General features: G+C 58.2%; 19 protein-coding genes and 1 pseudogene. 13 read left to right on the top strand and 7 right to left on the bottom strand.

What is annotated here, in order from left to right:
• Positions 1–619: 619 nt before the first annotated feature.
• Positions 620–1,639 carry an IS30 family transposase gene (locus P2T68_RS27035; RefSeq protein ID WP_277378525.1) on the bottom strand — a complete coding sequence of 340 codons (1,020 nt, stop codon included), beginning with the start codon at positions 1,637–1,639 and terminating at the stop codon, positions 620–622.
• 1,266 nt (positions 1,640–2,905) lie between these two features.
• On the opposite strand from P2T68_RS27035, the gene P2T68_RS27030 reads away from it, so the two are divergent.
• The 4 genes from P2T68_RS27030 (at position 2,906) to P2T68_RS27015 (ending at position 7,801) form a co-directional block, all read left to right on the top strand.
• On the top strand, positions 2,906–3,478 hold the full coding sequence (locus P2T68_RS27030) for a DUF6037 family protein (RefSeq protein ID WP_277378524.1): 573 nt from the start codon (positions 2,906–2,908) through the stop codon (positions 3,476–3,478).
• Positions 3,479–3,829: 351 nt separating this feature from the next.
• The gene (locus tag P2T68_RS27025) at positions 3,830–5,230 is read left to right on the top strand and encodes a protein kinase (RefSeq protein ID WP_277378523.1); all 1,401 of its coding nucleotides are present in this window, start codon (positions 3,830–3,832) and stop codon (positions 5,228–5,230) included.
• Positions 5,231–5,243: 13 nt separating this feature from the next.
• Positions 5,244–6,395: an ATP-binding domain-containing protein gene (locus P2T68_RS27020; protein WP_277378522.1), complete on the top strand. Its 1,152-nt coding sequence runs from the start codon at positions 5,244–5,246 to the stop codon at positions 6,393–6,395.
• Positions 6,396–6,397: 2 nt separating this feature from the next.
• On the top strand, positions 6,398–7,801 hold the full coding sequence (locus P2T68_RS27015; RefSeq protein WP_277378521.1) for a hypothetical protein: 1,404 nt from the start codon (positions 6,398–6,400) through the stop codon (positions 7,799–7,801).
• 358 nt (positions 7,802–8,159) lie between these two features.
• Here the strand turns inward: P2T68_RS27015 and P2T68_RS27010 are convergent.
• Positions 8,160–8,723: pseudogene (locus P2T68_RS27010) on the bottom strand (mechanosensitive ion channel family protein); the annotation flags it as partial.
• 193 nt (positions 8,724–8,916) lie between these two features.
• Between P2T68_RS27010 and P2T68_RS27005 the strand changes: the two are divergent.
• On the top strand, positions 8,917–10,263 hold the full coding sequence (locus P2T68_RS27005; protein WP_041160994.1) for a DEAD/DEAH box helicase: 1,347 nt from the start codon (positions 8,917–8,919) through the stop codon (positions 10,261–10,263).
• Between the two features lie 48 nt (positions 10,264–10,311).
• On the opposite strand, the gene P2T68_RS27000 is transcribed toward P2T68_RS27005, so the two are convergent.
• Positions 10,312–10,587 carry a hypothetical protein gene (locus P2T68_RS27000; protein ID WP_168233172.1) on the bottom strand — a complete coding sequence of 92 codons (276 nt, stop codon included), beginning with the start codon at positions 10,585–10,587 and terminating at the stop codon, positions 10,312–10,314.
• Positions 10,588–10,742: 155 nt separating this feature from the next.
• On the opposite strand from P2T68_RS27000, the gene P2T68_RS26995 reads away from it, so the two are divergent.
• The 5 genes from P2T68_RS26995 (at position 10,743) to copD (ending at position 15,131) form a co-directional block, all read left to right on the top strand.
• Entirely contained in the window at positions 10,743–11,132 is a 390-nt protein-coding gene (locus P2T68_RS26995; protein WP_277378520.1) for a transcriptional regulator, read from the top strand.
• A 130-nt stretch (positions 11,133–11,262) separates the two neighbouring features.
• The gene (locus tag P2T68_RS26990; RefSeq protein ID WP_277378519.1) at positions 11,263–12,978 is read left to right on the top strand and encodes a copper resistance system multicopper oxidase; all 1,716 of its coding nucleotides are present in this window, start codon (positions 11,263–11,265) and stop codon (positions 12,976–12,978) included.
• A gap of 10 nt (positions 12,979–12,988) precedes the next feature.
• Positions 12,989–13,816, top strand: a complete 828-nt coding sequence (locus P2T68_RS26985; RefSeq protein WP_102623545.1) for a copper resistance protein B — start codon at positions 12,989–12,991, stop codon at positions 13,814–13,816.
• A 50-nt stretch (positions 13,817–13,866) separates the two neighbouring features.
• Positions 13,867–14,253, top strand: a complete 387-nt coding sequence (copC, locus tag P2T68_RS26980; protein ID WP_277378518.1) for a copper homeostasis periplasmic binding protein CopC — start codon at positions 13,867–13,869, stop codon at positions 14,251–14,253.
• Positions 14,250–15,131: a copper homeostasis membrane protein CopD gene (gene copD, locus P2T68_RS26975; RefSeq protein WP_069076819.1), complete on the top strand. Its 882-nt coding sequence runs from the start codon at positions 14,250–14,252 to the stop codon at positions 15,129–15,131. Before copC ends, copD begins: the two co-directional genes overlap by 4 nt.
• Here the strand turns inward: copD and P2T68_RS26970 are convergent.
• The 3 genes from P2T68_RS26970 to P2T68_RS26960 form a co-directional block, all read right to left on the bottom strand.
• The gene (locus P2T68_RS26970; protein ID WP_277378517.1) at positions 15,128–15,994 is read right to left on the bottom strand and encodes a DUF6279 family lipoprotein; all 867 of its coding nucleotides are present in this window, start codon (positions 15,992–15,994) and stop codon (positions 15,128–15,130) included. The two genes, copD and P2T68_RS26970, sit on opposite strands and share 4 nt — an antisense overlap.
• 68 nt (positions 15,995–16,062) lie before the next feature.
• On the bottom strand, positions 16,063–16,785 hold the full coding sequence (locus P2T68_RS26965) for a TorF family putative porin (protein ID WP_024076794.1): 723 nt from the start codon (positions 16,783–16,785) through the stop codon (positions 16,063–16,065).
• A 206-nt stretch (positions 16,786–16,991) separates the two neighbouring features.
• Positions 16,992–17,171 carry a hypothetical protein gene (locus P2T68_RS26960; RefSeq protein ID WP_003193095.1) on the bottom strand — a complete coding sequence of 60 codons (180 nt, stop codon included), beginning with the start codon at positions 17,169–17,171 and terminating at the stop codon, positions 16,992–16,994.
• 322 nt (positions 17,172–17,493) lie between these two features.
• Here P2T68_RS26960 and P2T68_RS26955 point away from each other — a divergent pair, with 322 nt between their 5' ends.
• The 3 genes from P2T68_RS26955 to P2T68_RS26945 all read left to right on the top strand — a co-directional run bounded on the left by P2T68_RS26955 (position 17,494) and on the right by P2T68_RS26945 (position 20,484).
• The gene (locus P2T68_RS26955) at positions 17,494–18,330 is read left to right on the top strand and encodes a S1-like domain-containing RNA-binding protein (protein ID WP_010208634.1); all 837 of its coding nucleotides are present in this window, start codon (positions 17,494–17,496) and stop codon (positions 18,328–18,330) included.
• Between the two features lie 113 nt (positions 18,331–18,443).
• Positions 18,444–18,842: a DUF2177 family protein gene (locus tag P2T68_RS26950; protein ID WP_024076793.1), complete on the top strand. Its 399-nt coding sequence runs from the start codon at positions 18,444–18,446 to the stop codon at positions 18,840–18,842.
• Positions 18,843–19,041: 199 nt separating this feature from the next.
• Entirely contained in the window at positions 19,042–20,484 is a 1,443-nt protein-coding gene (locus tag P2T68_RS26945; protein ID WP_102623514.1) for an NCS1 family nucleobase:cation symporter-1, read from the top strand.
• Here P2T68_RS26945 and P2T68_RS26940 read toward each other — a convergent pair.
• Complete coding sequence (locus P2T68_RS26940; RefSeq protein ID WP_069076821.1) at positions 20,396–21,604, bottom strand: MFS transporter; 1,209 nt, start codon at positions 21,602–21,604, stop codon at positions 20,396–20,398. The genes P2T68_RS26945 and P2T68_RS26940 overlap by 89 nt on opposite strands.
• Positions 21,605–21,706: the final 102 nt, after the last annotated feature.

Below are 21,706 nucleotides of genomic sequence, written 5' to 3'. Positions count from 1 at the left end.
CTGGAGTATCCACTCCCAAGAAACTTGGGGGTGGCTGTATGTGATCGTATGACGTCATTCTGCAATAGAGAGTCATACGCTGCCGCCTGTGGAGGACTGCTCTACTATTGCCTCGGAAGGCGTTGCAAAGGGTTCTATGCTGGTCACCCGTCTCGGGGTGAAGAGTCAGTTTGATCCAGCCCCAGCTCATCAAGCTGACCGTACAATTTTAATTACCGAAGCCCTTGAGGCTCGATCCGAGGGCAGATTTAGTTCCAATGCCGCTGAACGGTAGGGCGGTCTCAAGGAGCAAGTGCAACAGTCAGTTAATGATTTGAGCTTGCTAATCACGAAACTGAACGCAATCCCGTCTTCGAAATATCGTATCCATGGGCGCCTGAACGAGCCTAGCCTGCCTGACAAAACACGATTTCCAACGCCGAGGGCTTACGTCATGACCAAGCTTTTCGGTCGCTGAAACAGTGGCTATACAGAACCCCCCCTCCATCGCTTAAACAATGGCTATACACAACCCCCCTCCATCGCTGACTTGGCGGCTTGGAATGACACGATAGAAACACCCATTAGACGCCTCCACCAGGTAGCTGGTCGGCGTTCAGGTGGGCCTTTCTCTTAACGGTCAGTTAATGGTTTCGAGCTTGTTGGTCGCGCAGAGCTGAAGATAATCCACCAGCACCTCGACTGGAAATTTCCAGCCCAATGTCTGGCGGGGGCGGGTGTTGAGCAAATCGGCTATTTCATCCAGTCGCGCCTGCGTCACCAGCGAGAGATCAGTGCCCTTGGGGAGATACTGGCGTAACAACCCGTTCGTGTTTTCATTGCTACCACGCTGCCAAGGCGAGTGTGGATCGGCGAAATAAATCTTCATTCCAGTATGCGCAGTGATTTCGCCATGACGGGCCATTTCGCTGCCTTGATCATGCGTCATGGTTTTTAGCAGCGAGGGCGCCATCCGCGACATCTCCCGCACAATGGCTTGCGCCGCCGCCTCAGCGGTGGGCGCTTCGAGTTTGGCGAGAATCACATAACGACTAGTGCGCTCGACCATTGTGGCAACCGCAGAGCGATTATTGGCGCCCATGATCAGATCACTCTCCCAATGCCCTGGGACCAGACGGTCTGCAACTTCCGGGGGGCGTAGGTGAATACTCAACTGCGCAGGGTAGCGTTCCCGACGCACATTGCTCTGGGTTCGCTTCCGACGTTTGCCGTCAGCCTGACGCAAATAACTGATCAGCTGACGCTTTAGCTCTCCGCGTGGGTAGGCATAGATAGCGAGGTAGATAGTTTCGTGACTCACATGTCGCTCAGGTTGGCCGGGCCAGATGCTGCGTAGTCTGCTGGCAATTTGTTGCGGTGACCAGCCAATGCGGAGCATTTCGACGACCACCTGAAACAGCTCTGCGTCTGGAAATAAACGTTTCTGACGGCGAGGCACATGCCGAAGGCGTTGAGCTCTGCTTGTGGCTTGGATTGCGTTGTAGTTGGGCTGCTGGGAGTTGCGTCTGATCTCACGACTAATGGTGCTGGGATGCCGGCCTAGTAAAGTAGCAATAGCTCGCAGCGTCTGTCGTTGAAAGAGCATCACCATAATGGTGACGCGCTCCTCGGTACTCAGGTGGTTGTATTGGGTAGACATGGCAACACCTTACATCAGGTGTTGCGCTTGCTCCTTGAGACCGCCTAGTCCTGGGAAGCCCCAACTCCTTCGATACCTTAACCCGCCTAAGTCCCTGCCTTTATGTTGGCAACCATCGTACCCAAGTGCGAAGGAGCCACAATCATCTACTGCAAGTCGTCTGGCGTGGCCGGTAAGGTTGCCTGTGAGCTCGTACGGCTTGGGTACGGCCAACCGTTCCAGTGTCAGCATATTGGCTGGGTAGCCGAGGAGCTCGACCCTGAATGGGACTACACCTATGCCCTCAGGAATGGAATCGGCCCGCATTTCGGCGGCCTCCCATGGGCGCTCCAGCAGTACATCAATGCCGACGACCTTCGTTTTCTACTGTGCATCGCCACCATCATGGAGGGGGTGAATACGGTTGCGAAGAACGTTGTCATTTACGACGTAGTCCGAAACTTTGGCCACCAAAATGAGGTGATTCTTGAACTCGTTCCAGGTGTTTCCTCCAGCTTCTCATATGGATCAAGGCAGACACGCGGTTCGAGGTCGCTCTCATACTCGTCATCAATGGGGATGCCAGCCCTAACGAGATTAGGCGACTAGGGGCTGTATTTAGATAGAAGATTCATCAGGCAGCAAGTGTTCTTGCTCAACTTGGCGAGTGGTTGCGGACAACACCCGTGGTTGATTTTCACGACGGCATGTTTTTCAAACCGAGAACTCCGACTACGTCCTAATGGGCAATGGTCGGCGGAACAAGCTTGCGATCAGTACCGTTTTGCAAGTATTCGTCCCAGACAGTCGCGGTGGCTGAATTAGGTCGAACAGGAGGGTAGGGGCGTGATTTCTGCGGTTGTATTTGACGCATTCGGTACCATTGTTCGCGTTGGGCAAAGTACCAACCCTTACGGCGCTCTGCTCCGATAAGGCCGTCGACAGGGTTTAGCGCTCACACCCCACACCCCACAGCACTCATTTCGTGATGACGGCGAATCTCTCTTTTGACCAGGTAGCTGATCATCTGACTACCTTCTGCAGAACGAACAGGCTTGAGGGTTTATGGGGTACGTCGACCAGAGCTTCGTCAGGGCGTCCCCTTGGGACTGTCTGAAGGCAGTTGATGGGTGGTTGCTTGGTCGGCTGGCTGGCTGGCTTACTGGCTGGATCCAGAGTTCTGTCTGCGACGAAAGTCTAAGTGGAGAGTGGTGGCACTTGGCTTGCTCTCCTTGTTTGACCTCGCCATCCTCTCTAGCTCAAGGTTTTCTGCGAGGTTAGAGCTGGATGGAAATGACGTCTCTCAGGCTGCTTCATCGCAGCATGATTTCAATCGGCAGTGACATGCAGCAGTTCCTGGTGACGACGGGCGCCGCCAGCTTCGATTGCCTCTTCTCTACCCGAGACACGCCCTTCGTACTGACGCTCACCGCCCGTGGCGAAACCAGGGGCTTCTTCCGCTTCGATGTGCTCAACGGCTACAGAATCCGGGATTACCTGGGTGACATGTATGGCGACCTGGTTGCGGTGCTCCGGTCGGACGGGACGAGCGGCGAGCGGTTGAAGCCCAGGGGGTTCCTGGAGCAACTGAATCAGGCCATTCCGACTCAGGCCAGTGTCCGGGCCAACCCCAAACCCTCAGAAATCGTCCGTCTGCGTCCCGATATCATCGAGGAGCGCGAGAAGCCGTTCTTCAACGCGTGGATCTACTGGAAGGAAGACAGCGGTCGACGTCCAAGCGAAGAGAACCAGCACAAGACGCTATTGCTGCTCGGGCCTAAGGCCGCACAGCACAGTCGAGAGCGAAACGCCTCGTCGCGATGGAGTGCGATTGATACAGGCGGGGTCTGGAAAACTTGAACACGCCATCGTTCGATTTAGCCGTTTATTAGAGGCGGCTCTGTACGGCCCGAAAACCGACGAATCGGCGAGGCGCCGGATGGTGTTCAGGCAGCGATAGCTGATCGGCTGGCCGGCGCCCTGGCTGAGGGGCTGCTGGGCTGCTGTGTTGCATGGCAGAAACGGCAGATATGGCCGAAATGACAGGGCATGCCGCAGGGGCAGGCAATATCGACACCGCGCAGGTTGTGCGATTTGCGATCAGGATATTGACTCTCGCTTGGGCTTGGCTCAACGTCGCACTCAGCTAGCGGCGTCGGGCCGTCACACGATTTTCGCTGTAATTGCAGGATGCGAACAGGGGTAGCCAGAGTGGACAATATTCAGGCCCAGATGATGCGTGATGAGCTTCAGGGGCAGGTAGTTGGCGGGTGGCTCATTGATGGGTTTCTGGGCAACGGCAAGTCTGCGGTGGTCTTGCCCGCGAGCAAAGAGGGCGTGCATGGCGCCATCAAGATCTTCCACCGGGAGCTGGTGGAGCGGTATGGCAAGGAAATGCAGTTTGAAAGGATTTTGCGGGAGCGAAGCCTGGTCGGTGCTCATCACGAAAACCTGGTGAAAATTCTGGACGGAGGGGAGTGTCCGGTCACCAAGTACCTCTACGTCGTGATGGAGCGTCTTCCGTACAAAAATCTTCACGAATGTCTTGCCGATATCCCTTTGGCCGCAGTGCCAGGCATCATTTCACAGATCGCCTCCGCAGCGCGTTACCTCGAAGATCGCCAGCTGGCCCACCGAGACATCAAGCCTGAGAACATCGTGATTTCGGATGATTTCTCCAAGGCCATCCTGCTTGACCTGGGCGTGCTTCTGCCTATCGGAGCGGCGGGCCTGACGGATGTCGACCAGCGCCAGTTCATTGGCACGCTGCGCTACAGCTCTCCTGAGTTTCTGTTCCGCGAGGAGGAGAACACCATCGAGGGATGGCGGGCTGTTACTTTCTATCAGCTCGGAGCAGTGCTCCATGACCTGCTGATGAAGAAGGTGCTGTTCGACGAGTTCACTGATCCTTTCCCACGGCTCGTTGAAGCAGTGAAAAGCCAAAAGCCACACATCGTGTCGGAAGATCATCGGTGTGTGCAGCTTGCCAATCGATGCCTGACGAAGCTTGCTTCTACACGGCTACAACTGGTGAAGTGGGGGGATTTCAATTTTGACGAGCCCTCCGTAAGTCCTGCGGTTGTCGCACGGGAACGTGTCCTTCTGCGGCAGCAGTACCAGCGGCAGGCCATTGGCCCCCAGCAACCCGCAGCTCTAGCGGCATCTCAGGTCAAGCGCATGCTTGAGGATGCTTGCAACCAATTCGAGACCCGGCTGGCCGCCTTCTTCAACGGGGCTGGCATGTTCCCGCTGCGCATGACGACCACCTCCAGCGACCCAGCGCAAAAGAAGTTCCAGATCTACATACAGTTCGAGCGCGATAACGAACTTGGGCTGCCATGCAACATGAGTGTCCTCATCAACGTTGAGCTGCTGGATGCCAACGCAGGTGATCCGGTCTTCCGTGCAACTACGGCCAGCGCGTTAGCTACAGCGCCCATCAGCACCATTACCTCAGAACCTGATAACTCCTGCGCCGGGGATCTGCCGTCACTGCTGGATGGATCATTCCTGGAGGTCGTTCTCTTGGGCTATCTCGATGCTGCCTATAACGCCATTGATCAAGGTGTTGAGTTGACACCTGATGTGGGCTTCCCTCTGATCTGCAATTGAAAAGGATTTTGCAATGCCTTCTACCTGGTGGCGTGACGCAAGTGAGCTGGTGAAAGAGCAGTCGGATCTGCTAGATATTGACCCTGATCAGCGTCTGCTCATCAGCGGCCCGCCAGGCAGTGGCAAAACCAACCTGCTGTTGCTCCGTGCTAATCAGCTCTATCTCGGCACCCATCCCAATCTCTACGTCGTGGTTTTCGGCTCGCTGCTGAAGTCGTTCATTCAGATGGGTGGCACGCAATACAAATTCCCATCCGAAAACGTCGTGACCCATGCCAGTCTTTTCAACATGATCCTGCGACGAGAGGGGATTGACGTGAACGACTCAACGCTGGGTTTGATGGAGGCTCGGCAGCAACGAGCAGATCATCTGGAAGCCCTGCTCTGTGCCGGGAAGATCGGCGCTCAGTTCGATGCCTTGCTGTTGGATGAGGCCCAAGACTACACGCCTCAGGAAATCCGGATTTTTTCTCGACTTACCAATGTATTAGTCGCGACAGCGGATGTTCGACAAAAAATCTATGATGTGGCGGACTGCTCGGCAGACCTAGCACAATCGATTGGTCATGAGTACAAACTCAAGTATCACTTCCGCAATGGCCACGACATCTGCAAGGTCGCTGATGGGATCTACAAGGGATACCCCATCTATGAGCCGATGCTGCCGACCTCAAACTACCGCGAGGCTGATTATCCATCCGAGGCCCTGCCCAAGTACCCTCTCCAGTTTCCCGAGCAGGTTGCTGAAATGATCGCTCAGGTACGGCGGCAACGGGTAGCTTACCCAGAAGACTTAATCGGCATCCTTACCCCACGGAATGAAGAGTTGGACATTATTGAAGCCGAGCTCAATCGAGCGGGTTTAGGGGCTTATTACACAAGGGCGAATGCTTCCAACCGGTTTGATTGCACCCGTCCCATCTGGCTGTCGACGCTCACGGCAGCCAAAGGCTTGGAGTTCCGTGCAGTTCATATCCTGGGCATTGGCCATCTGGAGCGTATGCCGAAAGTCGCGATGCGCCTGATTTTCACCGGGGTGACGCGAGCAAAGACCGCGTTGACCTTGTATTGGCATCGCACTGCGCCCGGCTACTTGAAATCAGCATGCCTTCCGTTGGAGGCGCCGAAGCCGGCTCCAGCTCGTAATCAAATATTTGGGATTTGACCATGTGGCATATCAAGCTATCTAAGCGGGACTTCTTAGAATTTTGGATTAGCGGGGGCAGAAGTCTGCCAGGCAAGGCCGACCGTCTTTCACACGCGGGCATGGTAGAAACTGATGATTTCATCCGTGCATTCTGGAAGGATGGGCCTTCGGAGGCGTATCCGTTTCCCAATTTTATCGTGGCATCAGAAGCTCAGTTGGCTAGTGTATTGACGGCTATCAATGCATCTCCTTCAGCGACTACTCCAGTCTCCGCGTTCTCAAGGTTGATAGCGACAAAGGATTTCAACGAGTTCTCCCGTTCGGCGTCTATGGATTTCGACGGTCTAATGAATGCGGCAATCGTAGCTCTAGTGATGGCGGAAGCTGTATGGCATTCGGATGGGAAAGTAGGTCTGCGCCAGGTAAGCTTTGCTGCCTGTAAACGTACTCTTTCATATGCGTTCGGACGTGCACTAGCAGGCCAACTCGGCGTGGAAGGATTGGAGAGACTGCCTAGCCGATGGCTAGAAGTTTATTCAATTCTCAATGCCAATATATCGTTTTCTCATTTGCGAGATACCCTTGCAGTACTGACCAGCGCGTTGAGAGCTTTCGCGTCCATCTCGTGCGGCTTGTATCCAAATAACGAAGCAACCGAACTGGCGTTCGCAATACATCAAGGAGACCGCGAGGCGCTACGGATGTTTTGGTCTAAATACAGCCGCTCATTCGCCCCCGGTATCGAGCTCGATGCTTTACAGGCCTCGACTCGTGAGAACCGTGCCAATTACTTGCAGGCCGCGCTAAATGCTCTACCCGGTGGCGGTCATGGAATGTATGACAGCGTTAGTGGGGTGTCGGGTAGTGGTGATGAGGTGGGCGCTGCAGTCTGCGCGTTTATCGCGACTCAAATCGCGCCTGGCTCTCTGGAACATCTGGAACTACTGAGGCAATCAGGGAATCCAGCATTGGTGTTCTGGTACGCCTTATATGCAGCCCTACAAGCTCCAAACGATATTCTTTCAGCTCAGTCAGGGTTGGGTTTCAAGATATATCGGGGCCTCACCTCCGTGGATAATTTACTCTCAGCCCCATCAGCGGACATTTCGTACGAAGAGCTCAAGATATTCGAGCGCACAGGGCTTGAGGGAGTAGTCCGAAACTTTGGCCACCAAAATGAGGTGATTGTTGAACTCGTCCCGGGTGTTTCCTCCAGCTTCTCATATGGATCAAGGCAGACACGCGGTTCAAGGTCAGACTCATATTCGCCCTCAATGGGGGATGCCAGCCCAAACGACATCAAGCGACTAAGCGCTATGTATCGGTCGAAGATTGATCAGGCGGCAAGTGTCTTGGCGCAGCTTTCCCGAGACTTTGCGGAGCTCGATGAGCCGTACAAGCGAGGAACCAGAAGAAAGCCGTAACGGGAGTTTTAAACTAATGTGGTGGCTTGGGGCAGGGGAGGGATGGAGTGGGTCTCTCTGGATTGGTGATGTGTCGGGCTGAGATCTGTTCCTCCTACTCCCCATGGATCCTTCTATCTGATCGTTTGGATGGGGGGCTCCCAACCTAACAGGGCATATTTGTACTCTTTGTGAGATGGGGATGATGGCTTTCAGGCTTTTGGTGGGGCAGAGCACAGCTATCGGTATGGGCCGAGTGTGAGGCGCGGATGTCATGAAAAGCTAACTATGGAGCTTAGGCCCGGCAAGGCACGTAGTCTTATCTTGGTGTCCATATGGACGTTTTCAGATTCCCAGTTTTTTCGGAGTTCTTTGGATTCTCCTTGTACACCAACAGGATCACCGCCGACATGGCGCCCAGGCCCGACAGCAGCAGCAACGGCGAACGGTCGATCAGGGTGGCGACGATGATGATTGCGGCAAAGACAAACAGCACCATCTTCGCCAGTTGCACATACCCCTTGATCGAGCGCGTGCGCGCATGTTCGGTACGGGCATAGATGTCGAGCAGGGCGTTGAGCAGGGCGCTCATGGCCAGCGTCATGAACAGGAGGGTGAATGCCAGCGCGACGTTGCCGATAAACAGGGTGGCGGTCTTGCTCAGGTCTGGCACCAGGTACAAGCCGAACTGGATCACCAGGGACGGCGTCAGCTGTGCCAGGCGATGGAAGACTTTGTTGTGCCGCAGATCGTTGAGCCAATGCAGGGGCGGTTGCCTGCCGAGCAGCTTGATGGCGTGAAGGATGAGGTAGCGCGCCACCCGGCCCAGTAACAAGGCCACCACCAGCAACACCAACATACCCAGGCCAGCATGCAGCAACGGGTGTTGATCGAGGGCGCCCCAAAGGTCTTGGACGTTGAGCCAGAACTGTTTGATATCCATGGGTGAAACCGATTCTTCTGTAAGACAAGACGGGGCGATTAGAGCATTTAAGTGCAATAAAGTTGACGTTGTGGACAAACCAGCTGACAAAAAAGCGGCTGATTAGCGCCGTTCGCGTAAAGAAACTCGGTTTGGACGGCCGAAACCGGTACCCTATGCAGCTGATATTTTGTATTTCTTCGAGGTAGCACCCGTGTTTTCCCAATTCGCCCTGCACGAACGCCTGCTCAAAGCCGTGGCCGAGCTTAAATTTGTCGAGCCTACGCCTGTGCAAGCAGCGGCCATCCCGCTCGCGCTCCAAGGGCGTGACCTGCGGGTGACGGCTCAAACCGGGAGTGGCAAGACTGCCGCTTTCGTCCTGCCGATTCTTAACCGCCTGATCGGCCCGGCCAAAGTCCGCGTCAGCATCAAGACGCTGATCCTGCTGCCGACCCGCGAGCTGGCCCAGCAGACCCTGAAGGAAGTGGAGCGCTTCTCGCAATTCACCTTCATCAAGTCCGGCCTGATCACCGGTGGCGAAGACTTCAAGGTCCAGGCCGCCATGCTGCGCAAGGTGCCGGATATCCTGATCGGCACGCCGGGCCGCATGATCGAGCAGCTCAACGCTGGCAACCTCGACCTCAAGGAGGTCGAAGTGCTGGTGCTGGACGAAGCCGACCGCATGCTCGACATGGGTTTTGCCGACGACGTACAGCGCCTGGTGGGCGAGTGCGTCAATCGCCAGCAGACCATGCTGTTCTCCGCCACCACCGGTGGTTCGACCCTGCGCGACATGGTGGCCAAGGTCCTGAACAACCCTGAGCACCTGCAGGTCAACAACGTCAGCGACCTGAACGCGACCACGCGCCAGCAGATCATCACCGCTGACCACAATGTGCACAAAGAACAGATCCTCAACTGGCTGCTGGCCAATGAGACCTATCAGAAAGCCATTGTCTTCACGAATACCCGCGCTGCGGCCGATCGCATCTACGGTCGCCTGGTGGCGCAGGACTACAAGGCGTTCGTGCTGCACGGCGAGAAAGACCAGAAGGACCGCAAGCTGGCCATCGATCGCCTCAAGGCCGGCGGCGTGAAGATCCTGGTGGCCACCGACGTCGCCGCCCGCGGCCTGGACGTGGACGGCCTGGACATGGTCATCAACTTCGACATGCCCCGCAGCGGCGACGAATACGTGCACCGTATCGGCCGTACCGGGCGTGCGGGCAACGATGGCCTGGCGATCTCGCTGATCTGTCACGGCGACTGGAACCTGATGTCGAGCATCGAGCGCTACCTCAAGCAGTCGTTCGAGCGTCGCACCATCAAGGAAGTCAAAGGCACCTACACCGGGCCGAAGAAGGTCAAGGCGTCGGGCAAGGCCGTTGGCGTGAAGAAGAAAAAAGTCGACGCCAAGGGCGACAAGAAAAAGGCCGGCGCCAAGTCGCCGACCAAGCGCAAGATCACCAACCGGCCGAAGACCGACAACCTGTCGCTCGTCAGCAAGGACGGCATGGCACCGCTCAAGCGCCGCAAGCCAGAAGCGCCGGCTGCCGAGTAAGGCAGGGGTGAAATAAAAAAACCGGACGTTGTCCGGTTTTTTTTGCCTTCAGTTTTTCGCCTTGGCGGCGGCCTCTTTCAATTCTTTGAGGCGGGCATCGATCAACTGGCACTTGTCGGGGAACTCCGCGCTCTGGGTATCCAGGTCCATTTTCTGCAACTCGTCGTTCATCTCCTTGGCCTTGGAGGGGTTCTGTTCGGTGAGTTTCGCCACTTCCTGCCCTAGCTGTTCGCGCTTGGCGGTCGCCTCGTCCGGCGTACAGGCCCAGGCGGGCAGGGCCGTGAGCAACGTGGTGGCAATGACCAGGTTCATCAGGGTTTTCATACTGGGACCTCCTTGGTGGTTATGTGCAGTTGAGGGCGCGAACGTCTGGAAAGTTCAGAGAAATGACGCTCGTCCATTCGGCTGAACGGCCAGTGACGCGGCGTGTCACACCTTGAGACGGGCTCCCTTTCCATCGGCCCGCAGGAGGAATCAGGATGACGACTTACAACTGGGATTTGATCGAACGTCTGCTGCATGAAGTGCAGAACGGCAAGGGCAGCTTCGCCCCACGCAAGTACGCCGAAGAGGAAGCGGCCGAGAAGGCCACGGCGGGCGAGTCCACGGGCAATCTGGATGCGTTGAAAAAAACCGCTGCGGATTATGAAGCGCTGCTGTTCAAGCGCGGTTTTATTGAATCGCGACCTGAGGAAGAGGGCGGCAACGGCGAAAACTTTATCCTGACCGGGCTCGGCGCGCAGTTGCTGGCGCTGATCGACAGCTCTATTCCGGGCAATGATCACCCACGCCAAGTGCTGGATGAGCAGGCAGATGCGTTGGACCCGGCGACCTTTGCTGAAGTGGCGTCCAAGGCACAGATCGCTTGAATCCCTCCATACCCGGCCCCTTCGCGCCGCCGGGTACTCCGCAGCTGTCAGATCGGTAATCTGCCGCTAAGGTTGCTGACAGCTGGCGCCGCCTAATCTGCAGCCATTCATCTCATGGACTTGAATCGGCATGCATTCCACTACCTCCAGACGAACCTTCGTCAAAGGCCTGGCCGCCGGCGGCTTGCTCGGTGGGCTCGGGCTATGGCGCCCGCCGGTTTGGGCGCTGAGCAATCCCGGCCACCCCACCGTGCTGACGGGCAGCGAATTCGATCTGTTTATCGACCAGACGCCTGTCAACCTCAGCGGCCAACAGCGTATCGCGCTGACGATCAATGGCAGCCTGCCCGGCCCGCTGTTGCGCTGGCGCGAGGGCGACACCGTGACCCTGCGCGTGAAGAACCGGCTCAACGAGCCTACCTCGATCCACTGGCACGGCATCCTTCTGCCGTCCACCATGGACGGCGTGCCTGGCCTCAGTTTTGAGGGGATCGAACCGGGTGGGGTGTATGTCTACCAGTTCAAGGTCAAGCAGCATGGTACCTATTGGTACCACAGCCATTCCGGGTTTCAGGAGCAACAGGGCGTGTACGGGCCTCTGGTCATCGATCCCAGGGAGCCGGAGCCGTTCAGTTGCCAGCGTGACTACGTCGTGATGCTGTCGGACTGGACCGACGAAGACCCCGTCGCGCTGATGAAGACCCTCAAGAAGCAGTCCGATTACTACAACCGGCACAAGCCCACGGTGGGCGATTTTGTCCGCGATGCAGGCCAGCGCGGCTGGTCGGCTACCGTCGCCGATCGGCTGATGTGGGCGCGCATGAAGATGAATCCTACCGACCTCGCGGACGTCAGCGGCGAGACCTACACCTACCTGCTCAATGGCCAGCCGCCCGGTCGCAACTGGACCGGCTTGTTTGAGGCAGGGGAGAGAATTCGCCTGCGCTTTATCAACGGCTCGGCGATGACCTATTTCGATGTGCGCATTCCGGGGCTGAAGATGACCGTTATCGCCGCCGACGGCCAGCCGGTGCAACCGGTCAGCGTCGACGAGTTCCGCATTGCCGTGGCTGAAACCTTTGATGTGCTGGTCGAGCCCACTGCCGCCGCCTACACGCTGTTTGCCCAGTCGATGGACCGTACGGGGTATGCCCGTGGCACGCTGGCCCGGCAGGCGGGGGCGGAGGCCTCAGTGCCGGCGCTTGATGCGCGCCCTTGGATAACCATGGACGACATGGGCATGGGCGGCATGGACCACGGCGCCATGGGCGATATGCCGGATATGGAAGGCATGGACCACAGCGCCATGGGTTCGATGTCGATGCAGAGCCATCCGGCCAGCGAGCAGGACAACCCGCTGGTGGATATGCAGGCGATGAGCCCGATGCCCAAGCTCGACGACCCCGGCGTCGGCCTGCGTAACAATGGCCGGCGCGTCCTGGCCTATGCCGACCTGCGCAGCACCTTCGAAGACCCCGATGGCCGTGATCCCTCGCGTACGATCGAGTTGCACCTCACCGGGCATATGGAGAAGTTTGTCTGGTCATTCAATGGTGTGAAATTTTCCGCTGCCGAACCCTTGCAACTGACCTATGGCGAGCGGGTGCGACTGGTATTAGTCAACGACACCATGATGAGCCACCCGATTCACCTGCATGGCCTGTGGAGCGACCTTGAAGATGAAAACGGCCAGTTCCAGGTGCGCAAACACACGATCGACATGCCACCGGGTACCCGGCGCAGTTACCGCGTGACGGCCGATGCTCTCGGCCGCTGGGCCTATCACTGCCACCTGCTGTACCACATGGAAATGGGCATGTTCCGTGAAGTTCGCGTGCATGAATGAGGAAGCGGGCATGAACCATCGTGTTATATCGCTGTGCATCACGTTTGCCACATTAACCTGCGGCTCGCTGGTGTTGGCGGATGAACTGCAGGGCATGAGCCCGGCGGCTTCGTCCGCACCCACCCAAAGCCGCACACCGATCCCGGTACTGACCGACGCCGATCGCGCAGCGGTCTATAACGCGCCTGGCGGGCACAGTGTGCACGACAGCGCGATTCATTCGATGCTGCTGATCAACCAGTTGGAATGGCAAGGCGCCGACGATGGCAGTGCGCTGAACTGGGATATCAAGGGCTGGGCCGGCGGTGATATCGACCGACTGTGGCTGCGCAGCGAAGGCGAACGCAGCGCCGGCCGCACTGACAGTGCCGAAGCCCAGGTTCTGTGGGGGCACGCCATCAGCCCTTGGTGGGACTTGGTTGGCGGTGTGCGGCAGGATTTCAAACCCGGTCACAGCCAGCGCTGGGCAGCCTTCGGCATCCAGGGCATGGCGCTCTACAACTTTGAGGCCGAGGCGACGCTGTTTGTTGGCGAGTCGGGCCGCACCGCGGCCCGGTTGGAAGGCGACTACGACATTCTGCTGACCAACCGCCTGATCCTGCAGCCGACCGCGGAACTCAACTTTTATGCGCAAAACGATCCGCAGCGCCGCGTGGGCTCAGGCCTTGCGGAAAGCGAATTGGGCCTGCGGTTGCGCTACGAGGTACGCCGAGAGTTTGCGCCTTACGTGGGGGTCAGTTGGAACCGCACCTATGGGCAGACAGCACAGTACGCCCGCGCGGAGGATGAAGACGTCAGCCAACTGCGCTGGCTGGTCGGTGTGCGCCTATGGTTTTGACACTTTTCCTATACCTATAACTCGCCGCCTTGAGCGGCCTGGAGCCTTGCATGTCTCTGTTGAAAACTGCGTTAGCGGGTGGTGCGCTGTGGGTCGGATTAATCCTCAGCCTGCCGGCCGCGGCCCATCCGAAATTGCTCTCGTCCATTCCAGCCGCTGGCACCCAGGGCACGCCGCCCGCGGTCATAGAGCTGCGCTTCTCGGAGAACCTGCTGACGCAGTTTTCCGGCGCCAAGCTGACCATGACCGATATGCCCGGCATGCCCAACTCGCCGATGCCGGTCAAGGCCAGTGTGGCAGCGAGCACCGATCCCAAAGTGATGTTGATCAAGCCGGCTTCCGTGCTGAGCACCGGTACCTATCGGGTTGACTGGCGCGCGGTATCGTCCGATACGCACCCGATCACCGGTAACGTAGTATTCAGCGTTCAGCCATGAGTGAATTGAGCCAAGTCGCCCTGCGGTTTGCCCTCTATCTTGACCTGATGTTGTTGTTTGGCTTCGGGCTCTTTGGGCTTTACGGGCTGAACGCCTCGCAGCGCACGCTACTGAACTTCAAGAGGCTGATGGGGTGGACGGCGGGCCTGGGGGTGTTGTTGTCCGTGGCGTCGCTGCTGTCCATGACCCAGGCCATGAGTGGCGCCAGCGATTGGCAGGCGTTATGGCCACATTTGCAGATGATGCTCTGGCAGACCGACCTGGGTGTGGCCTGGTGCCTGCGTATCGTGGCGCTGGTCCTGGCAGGGTGTACTACCCGCTTGCTGCCGGCCACGGTGTTGGGGGGCGTCGCGCTCGTGACACTGGTCTGGAGTGGGCACGGCGTGATGCACGAAGGGATGCTGGGCGCGTGGCACATCATCAGCGACGCGGCACATCTGCTGGCTGCGGGAGGCTGGGTCGGGGCGTTGGCGGCGTTTGGGCTGTTGTTGAGGCGCGCATTGTTTCGGGACCGTTATCGCGTCGAGGTGTTGGCCGGGGCACTTGCAGGGTTTGAGCGTATCGGCGCGGGATTCGTCGCGGTGCTGATCGTCACCGGTGGGGTCAATTATCTGTTGGTGGTGGGGCCGAACCTGGACGGCATCAACGGCAGTGTCTACGCGATCCTGTTGGGCCTGAAGCTCGGCGTTTTTAGCTTGATGCTGGGGCTGGCGGCACTCAATCGTTTCCATCTGGTTCCGTTTCTGCAACGGTCCCTGGCGGCGGGCGACACTGCCGCTGCGGGCCGCGTGCTGCGGCGCAGCATGGCCCTGGAGTTCGGCGCGGTGGTATTGATCCTGGGGCTGGTGGCTTGGCTGGGAACCTTGGCGCCGGGTTAGGGTTGCACGCTTTTCAGGCACTTGAGCGTCTGGAAGTCACTGCGGACCTTGTCGATTTTTTGCGAGAGTTTCAGCCGTTGCTGCACTGTGCTTTCAGCCGTCAGATCCACGAGCAGGCTACGGGCAGCTGTTTCAGTCTGGGCGTAGGCGACGCGATACTCTGGAGTCCATAGGCTTTCGCGGTTCACCAGCAATTGCTCGATTTTCTGCGGGAAATCGGCGCCGTCACGGTGTTGCACCGCTTCGATAAATTGCGCCTGCCAGCGGGCGCGGTTGCCGATCCACTGCTGGTTCTGTTCACCCAGGTCGATTGACCAGGTCATCACGCGGTTCTGCTGGCTGGCGCTGAGCGGGCCCATCCAGGTCTCCAGGCGCTTGTTCATGCGCTCGGCGCGTTCCTTGATCTGCTGGGGGAGGGGCGGCTTGAGGTATTCGTCCTGGCGTTTGCGCAGGTCTTTGGCCAGGGCCTGGTTCATGTCCTTGACCTGTTGGTCGTCCAGCCCTTGCAGCAATTGGATCGCTGACGGGGTGACCTGTTGCGCAATCTCGGCAATCGCCTGTTTGGCTTCGACGGTGCGGGTCTGTAGTGCGGCGTCGGTGACCTGGTGGTTGTCGACCATCTGTTGCAGGCGGTCGAGCCAATCCAGATAACCCGGCAGTTGTGTGGTGCAGTGCCAGGCCAGGTGTTCCTTGAGTGTGTCGTTGAACCAGGTCTTTTGCCCGGGGGTCATGTCCAGGTAGTCACTGAGGGTCCAGGGGATGATGACGTCGAGATTACGGTAGGCCAGGCCCACGCGATTGCAGCCGGCGAGCACCAGGCTCAGGGCCAGCAATACCAGCAGAAGTTTGAGCCGTTGCAGCATGGGCGGGTCCTTGCGCGGGAGGGGGGTTAGTGCATGTGAACCCGCGGCAGGCACCACAGTTCAGCCCATCAATAAAACGACCGCGCGGCCTTCAAGGTCAACAGGCCATCGCATTGTGAATTGTGTCCGGAGTAGGCCGAGCAGTCGCTGCCGGTGAGGCTGGAGCCGCTGTAGATCAGGTCTAGGTCAATGCCTTTCCAGGCGCGGGAAAACTGCACCGACCAGTCGCTGAAACTGCTGATGGAGCCGCCTTCCACCGACGCTGGCGTGCCCAGTTGATGGGTGGTGTACTTCATGCTGACACCAATGCCGAAAGGCTGGGTGCCGCTGAGGTCGGCAAACAGCGTGCTGTCCTGGCGGTCGGGGTCGTTGCTGAAGGATGCACCGAAGCGGTTGCCCAACAGGTTCAGGCCGCCGTAGAACTCCTGGCTGTTCCTGAGGCTGAGCGTGGGGTAGCTGTAGTGGATCAGCCCTACTTCGTAGCCGAGGGTCTGGTCGAAAGGATGTTTGAAGCCCATGTAGGAATCGACCTCGAGGTTGCTGGTCGATGACAGGCCCATGTTCGGGGAAAACTGGCCGATGTACAGACCGCTGTCGTGACTGAGGTCCAGGCCGCCATGGAATGAATCACTGCCGGGCGATGTCGGCTTGACCAGGCCCTGGGCCATGCTGCGGCTGGGGGTGGTGCCCAATTTAAGGTCGAAGTCGCCCAATTCGCGCTGGAAGATCTGCGCTTGGGCAAGCGGGCTGGCGGCCAAGGCACTGACCAGGAAGATATAGGGTTTGAGCATGCTTCACTCCATGAAAAGCGAGGAGCAGTGACGGAAAAATCGGGCAGATGCCCGTGCTAGACGTGTGCAAGCATACCGGCGAATGCCAGGCGATGAGTCCCGTTCGTCGATTAACGTATTAGAGGATCAGGCAGGCGGGTATTTCGGGCTCTAGTCCTAGCGCCTTGAAGGCAAGACGCTTAGGGACCAGGTGCGTTGCGCGGGGGTTACTTCTTGCCCAGGCTGATTTGCTTGGACGGGCCGAAAGTCTGGCCGCTCACGCCCTTGGCAATCTGCTGGATTTCGCCACCGGATTTGAGGAACGCAGCAATCTGGCTGTTGATCGATTCGCTGGTTTCAACGGCGGGAGCTGGCTTTGCTTTGCTGTTGGATGCTTTTACGCGCATGGCGGCCACTAACCTGTAGAAAATTAACTTGGCCAGGCATCGTACAGGAAATACTTGACAATTGCTTGGTAAATATCCCCTTGGAATTATAAGTGGGCTGGAAAATCAGCTGGTTTTAACTTTGCAATAAGCGCCTAACTGACTGTTTTAACTCGTAACGCTGGGGGTGAAATGGCCGTTGTGCCGTGGAGCAATCGAGCCGTTTGATCTGACGAGCGGGGCGCTGCCAGTAGAACGCCATGCCAGCCGCGATTTTTCAGGCGCGCGCGCGTGCTGCACGCAACTCGGGTAGAATGCCGCCCACGCAATGAGGGTATTGGAAATGGCTTTAGTCGGGCGCTACAACAGCTTGCAAGTGGTTAAACACACTAACTTTGGTTTGTACTTGGATGGTGCGCAAGATGGTGAAATCCTCTTGCCTAATCGTTACATCCCCAAAGATATTCCCAGTGAAGATGAAGACTGGCTTAACGTTTTCATCTATCTGGACAGCGATGACAAACTTATCGCCACCACCGAAAAACCGAAAGTTCAAGTCGGCGAATTTGCCAGTTTGAAAGTCGTCGAAGTCAACAGTATTGGTGTGTTCCTTGATTGGGGCTTGCCCAAGGACCTGTTGCTGCCGTATTCGGAAGAAAAGCGCCAGTTGAGCGCCGGTGAATATTGCGTGGTGCACGTCTACCTCGATAAGCACACCAAGCGCATCACGGCGACTGCACGCCTGGATCGTTACCTGGACAAGACGCCGGCCAACTACCAGGTGGGCCAGGAGGTCGATCTGCTGGTGGCCGAAGCCACCGACATGGGTTTCAAGGCGATTATCAACAACAAGCACTGGGGCTTGATTCACAAGAACGAAGTGTTCAAGTTCCTGCGCCCGGGCAAGGAAGAGAAGGGCTTTATCAAGGAGATCCGCGCCGATGGCAATATCAGCCTGAGCCTGCAGCCGGTTGGCCAGGAAGCGGCCTCCAGCCTGAACTCGAAGATCCTCGCCAAGTTGCGTGAAAACAACGGCAGCCTGCCGGTCAGCGACAAGAGCGACCCGGCGGTGATCAGCAACTTGTTTGGCGTGAGCAAGGGCAACTTCAAGAAAGCCATTGGTGCACTCTACAAGCAGGGCCAGATTGTGATTCACGCGGATCGCATTGAACTAAGCTGAGTTCGCTTGGCTCTCTGGTAGGAGCGAGCGTGCTCGCGAAAAAGGTACATCCGACGCAGCGATGCGCTTGGAATACATTCGCGAGCAAGCTCGCTCCTACAGAGGTTGTATCAATGTCCAAGACGTCTGTCTTCGCCTACCTCGGCACCTTGTTCGCCTTTCTGGTGCTCGACGGCCTCTGGCTCGGCGTCCTCATGGGCCCGACCTACAAATCCCTGCTGGGCCCGCTGATGCTTGATCAGCCTCGCCTGTTGCCCGCCGTGCTGTTCTATCTCCTGTACGCCATCGGTTGCGTGGTCTTGGTGGTCCTTCCCAGCGCAAGCTGGCAACGCGCGGCGCGCCTGGGTGCTTTGCTCGGCCTGGTGGCCTATGGCACCTATGACCTGAGCAATTGGGCCACGCTGCAAGGCTGGTCGGCCGGCTTGGCGGTGATGGACATGGCGTGGGGCACTCTTCTGACCGCGGCGTGCTGCACGGTCGGGCACTTGTGTGCACATCGAGTGCACCGGTGATTGTGTACAGGATTTATGTGCACCGTTGCTGAGCGTCTTGCCAGCCTCTAGCCAAGCATAAATACCTTTGCAACCCGCGCTGCAGGGGGATTGTGTGCTATTGGCACGCATTCTGCTGACTCTATCGTATACAAACCATGCCGCCTCCCGTATGCATCCCGTTACGGCAGCGCAGGCCGGTATTTCGAGGAGCCCAGCGATGACCGAACAATTGCCCAAAGGCTACAGCCCCCGCCTGTATAACCAGGACCTGGGCCCGCAGCCGCAGAAGTGGACCTGGTACAACATCTTCGCGTTCTGGATGAGCGACGTGCACAGCGTCGGCGGCTATGTATTCGCCGCCAGCCTGTTCGCCCTCGGGTTAGCCAGTTGGCAGGTGTTAATCGCCTTGCTCGCGGGTATTTGCATCGTGCAATTGATTGCCAACCTGGTGGCCAAGCCCAGTCAGCAAGCAGCGGTGCCTTATCCGGTCATCTGCCGGCTGGCGTTTGGCGTGTTCGGTGCGAATATTCCTGCGGTGATTCGCGGCCTGATCGCCGTGGCGTGGTATGGCATTCAGACTTATCTGGCGTCCAGTGCCCTGATCATTGTGGTGCTGCGCTTTTTCCCGCAGATGGCCGTGTATGCAGAGCCGCACTTCGCAGGCCTGTCCTACCTTGGCTGGTTGGGTTTTCTGAGCCTGTGGGTGCTGCAGGCGGCCGTGTTCTGGGCCGGCATGGAATCCATCCGCCGTTTTATCGACTGGGCCGGGCCGGTGGTCTACGCGGTGATGTTCGTCCTGGCGGGTTGGATTGTGTGGAAGGCGGGTTGGGCGAATATCAGCTTTACCCTGTCGGAGAAATCCCTGTCGGGCTGGCAGGCGTTTGGCCAGGTCATTGTGGCGACGGCGCTGGTGGTCTCGTATTTCTCCGGGCCGACCCTGAATTTCGGCGACTTCAGCCGCTACTGCCGCAGTATGCATGATGTGCGGCGCGGTAATTTCTGGGGGTTGCCGGTGAATTTCCTGGCGTTCTCCCTGGTCACCGTGGTGATCGTCTCGGGCACCTTGCCGGTGTTTGGCGAAATGCTGCATGACCCGATCGCCACCGTGTCGCGAATCGACAACAGCATGGCCGTGTTGCTGGGGGCCTTTGCCTTTGTGACGGCGACCATTGGCATCAACATCGTTGCCAACTTCGTGTCCCCGGCCTTTGACTTTGCCAACGTCGCGCCAAGCAAGATCAGCTGGCGTGCCGGCGGGATGATCGCGGCGGTGGCGTCGATCTTCATTACGCCGTGGAACTTGTTCAATAACCCGCTGATGATCCACTACACCCTCGACATCCTCGCGGCATTCATTGGGCCGCTGTTCGGGATTCTGCTGGTGGACTTCTACCTGATCAAAAAGCAGAAGATCGATGTGGATGCGCTGTTCGATGACAGCCCCAGCGGGCGCTATTACTTCGACGGCGGTGTGAATTGGACAGCGGTCAAGGCCCTGTTGCCCGCGACGCTGGTGGGTGTCGCGATCACTTTTACCCCAGCCTTGCAGGGCATGGCCAACTTCGCCTGGTTTACCGGCTGCTTCCTGGGTGGGCTGTTTTTCCTGGTGCTGGCGCGGCGTGAGCAGGTTCGTGCGCCGGCACCGTTGGTCGCGGGCTGACCAACACCCCTCCCGCCACTAACAGGCCTGCACCGGCGATCAGCAACGCGGGTTGCAGGCCACCGCTCAGGTGGCTGCTCACCGACGCCAGCAACGGCCCACTCAATTGGCCGATGGCAAAGCTGGCGGTCAGCAGCCCGGTGTTGCGCTGATAGCCGTGGGGCGCAACGTCCCGCAGGCGCGCCATCACCAACTGCATGCAGGCCAGGAAGGGCCCGCCGCACAGCAACACCCCCAGCGCCAGACCCCAACCGTTACCCAGCAGGCAGGCAAATACGCCGGCCGCTTGCAGCCACAACGTGCTCATCAGCCAGCGGCGGGTGGTGTCCGGGTCCTTGCGCCGCAGGCTTGCGACCACCACGCCAATCGCCGCCGCCAAACCAAAGCAGGGCCAGAACAGATCGGCCTGCCAGGCGCCCTTGAATTGCGCGCTGGCCATCTGTGACAGGAACGTCGCCGGAATGATGTAGCCCAGGCCGAACAACACATAGATCCAGCACAGGTGGGTAATGCTGCCATTGCTGGCTGTGTCGGCGTGGCTTGCAACAGGTGCAGTGACGGCGGACGGCTGGGGCAAGCATGGCAAGATTGCCAGCAGCATCACCAGCGCCACGACGCCATAGACCAGCCACAACGTTGCAGAGCTTTGGCCCAACAGGTTGGAGCCCAACGCCAGCAATCCGGTCAACAGAATCCCCAGCCCTGGCGCGGCGAACACCAGCGCCCCCAGGCGTGCACGTCCAGCGGCAATCGCCAGTGGCTGGCTCAGGCTGGTGATCATCACCAATACCCAGGCACTTGCAACGCCGGTACCGAAGCGCAACAGCAGGTGCGGCCAGAACCCATGGGCCCAGTACGAGGCCAGGGTCAGCAGCGCGCACAACCACAGCCCGCCATACAGGCGACCGCGCACATGGTGATGGCTGCGGGCGAAGATCGAGTCCACCGCTCCCACGAAGTAACCCAGGTAATTGGCGGCGGCGATCAGCCCGGCGCCGGTCAGGTCGATCTGGCCTTCGCTGAGCAGATGGGGCATTTGCGGGGTGAGGGCGAAGCGGCCAATGCCCATGGCCATCATCAGGGCGATAAAGCTGGCGAGTAAGCGGATCAGCGCAGACATGGGCAGGCGTCCTGGACGAAAGCGAATACCTGTAGGCTAAAGCGGATTGACTTTCTGTAAAAATGAATAATAGTGAGTAACTTGTTCAGTTTTGGAGAAAGG

This window comes from Pseudomonas sp. G11, from assembly GCF_029457515.1.
Classification (GTDB): domain Bacteria; phylum Pseudomonadota; class Gammaproteobacteria; order Pseudomonadales; family Pseudomonadaceae; genus Aquipseudomonas; species Aquipseudomonas gorinensis.
The sequence above is the reverse complement of the archived record's forward strand: the minus strand, read 5'-3'. Positions and strand labels throughout refer to the sequence as shown.

Coding starts and splice junctions, on each gene's coding strand:
- P2T68_RS27035 (WP_277378525.1), bottom strand. CDS start 1,639: ATGTCTACCCAATACAACCACCTGAGTACCGAGGAGCGCGTCACCATT.
- P2T68_RS27030 (WP_277378524.1), top strand. CDS start 2,906: ATGGAAATGACGTCTCTCAGGCTGCTTCATCGCAGCATGATTTCAATC.
- P2T68_RS27020 (WP_277378522.1), top strand. CDS start 5,244: ATGCCTTCTACCTGGTGGCGTGACGCAAGTGAGCTGGTGAAAGAGCAG.
- P2T68_RS27015 (WP_277378521.1), top strand. CDS start 6,398: ATGTGGCATATCAAGCTATCTAAGCGGGACTTCTTAGAATTTTGGATT.
- P2T68_RS27000 (WP_168233172.1), bottom strand. CDS start 10,587: ATGAAAACCCTGATGAACCTGGTCATTGCCACCACGTTGCTCACGGCC.
- P2T68_RS26995 (WP_277378520.1), top strand. CDS start 10,743: ATGACGACTTACAACTGGGATTTGATCGAACGTCTGCTGCATGAAGTG.
- P2T68_RS26990 (WP_277378519.1), top strand. CDS start 11,263: ATGCATTCCACTACCTCCAGACGAACCTTCGTCAAAGGCCTGGCCGCC.
- P2T68_RS26985 (WP_102623545.1), top strand. CDS start 12,989: ATGAACCATCGTGTTATATCGCTGTGCATCACGTTTGCCACATTAACC.
- copC (WP_277378518.1), top strand. CDS start 13,867: ATGTCTCTGTTGAAAACTGCGTTAGCGGGTGGTGCGCTGTGGGTCGGA.
- copD (WP_069076819.1), top strand. CDS start 14,250: ATGAGTGAATTGAGCCAAGTCGCCCTGCGGTTTGCCCTCTATCTTGAC.
- P2T68_RS26970 (WP_277378517.1), bottom strand. CDS start 15,994: ATGCTGCAACGGCTCAAACTTCTGCTGGTATTGCTGGCCCTGAGCCTG.
- P2T68_RS26965 (WP_024076794.1), bottom strand. CDS start 16,785: ATGCTCAAACCCTATATCTTCCTGGTCAGTGCCTTGGCCGCCAGCCCG.
- P2T68_RS26960 (WP_003193095.1), bottom strand. CDS start 17,171: ATGCGCGTAAAAGCATCCAACAGCAAAGCAAAGCCAGCTCCCGCCGTT.
- P2T68_RS26955 (WP_010208634.1), top strand. CDS start 17,494: ATGGCTTTAGTCGGGCGCTACAACAGCTTGCAAGTGGTTAAACACACT.
- P2T68_RS26950 (WP_024076793.1), top strand. CDS start 18,444: ATGTCCAAGACGTCTGTCTTCGCCTACCTCGGCACCTTGTTCGCCTTT.
- P2T68_RS26945 (WP_102623514.1), top strand. CDS start 19,042: ATGACCGAACAATTGCCCAAAGGCTACAGCCCCCGCCTGTATAACCAG.
- P2T68_RS26940 (WP_069076821.1), bottom strand. CDS start 21,604: ATGTCTGCGCTGATCCGCTTACTCGCCAGCTTTATCGCCCTGATGATG.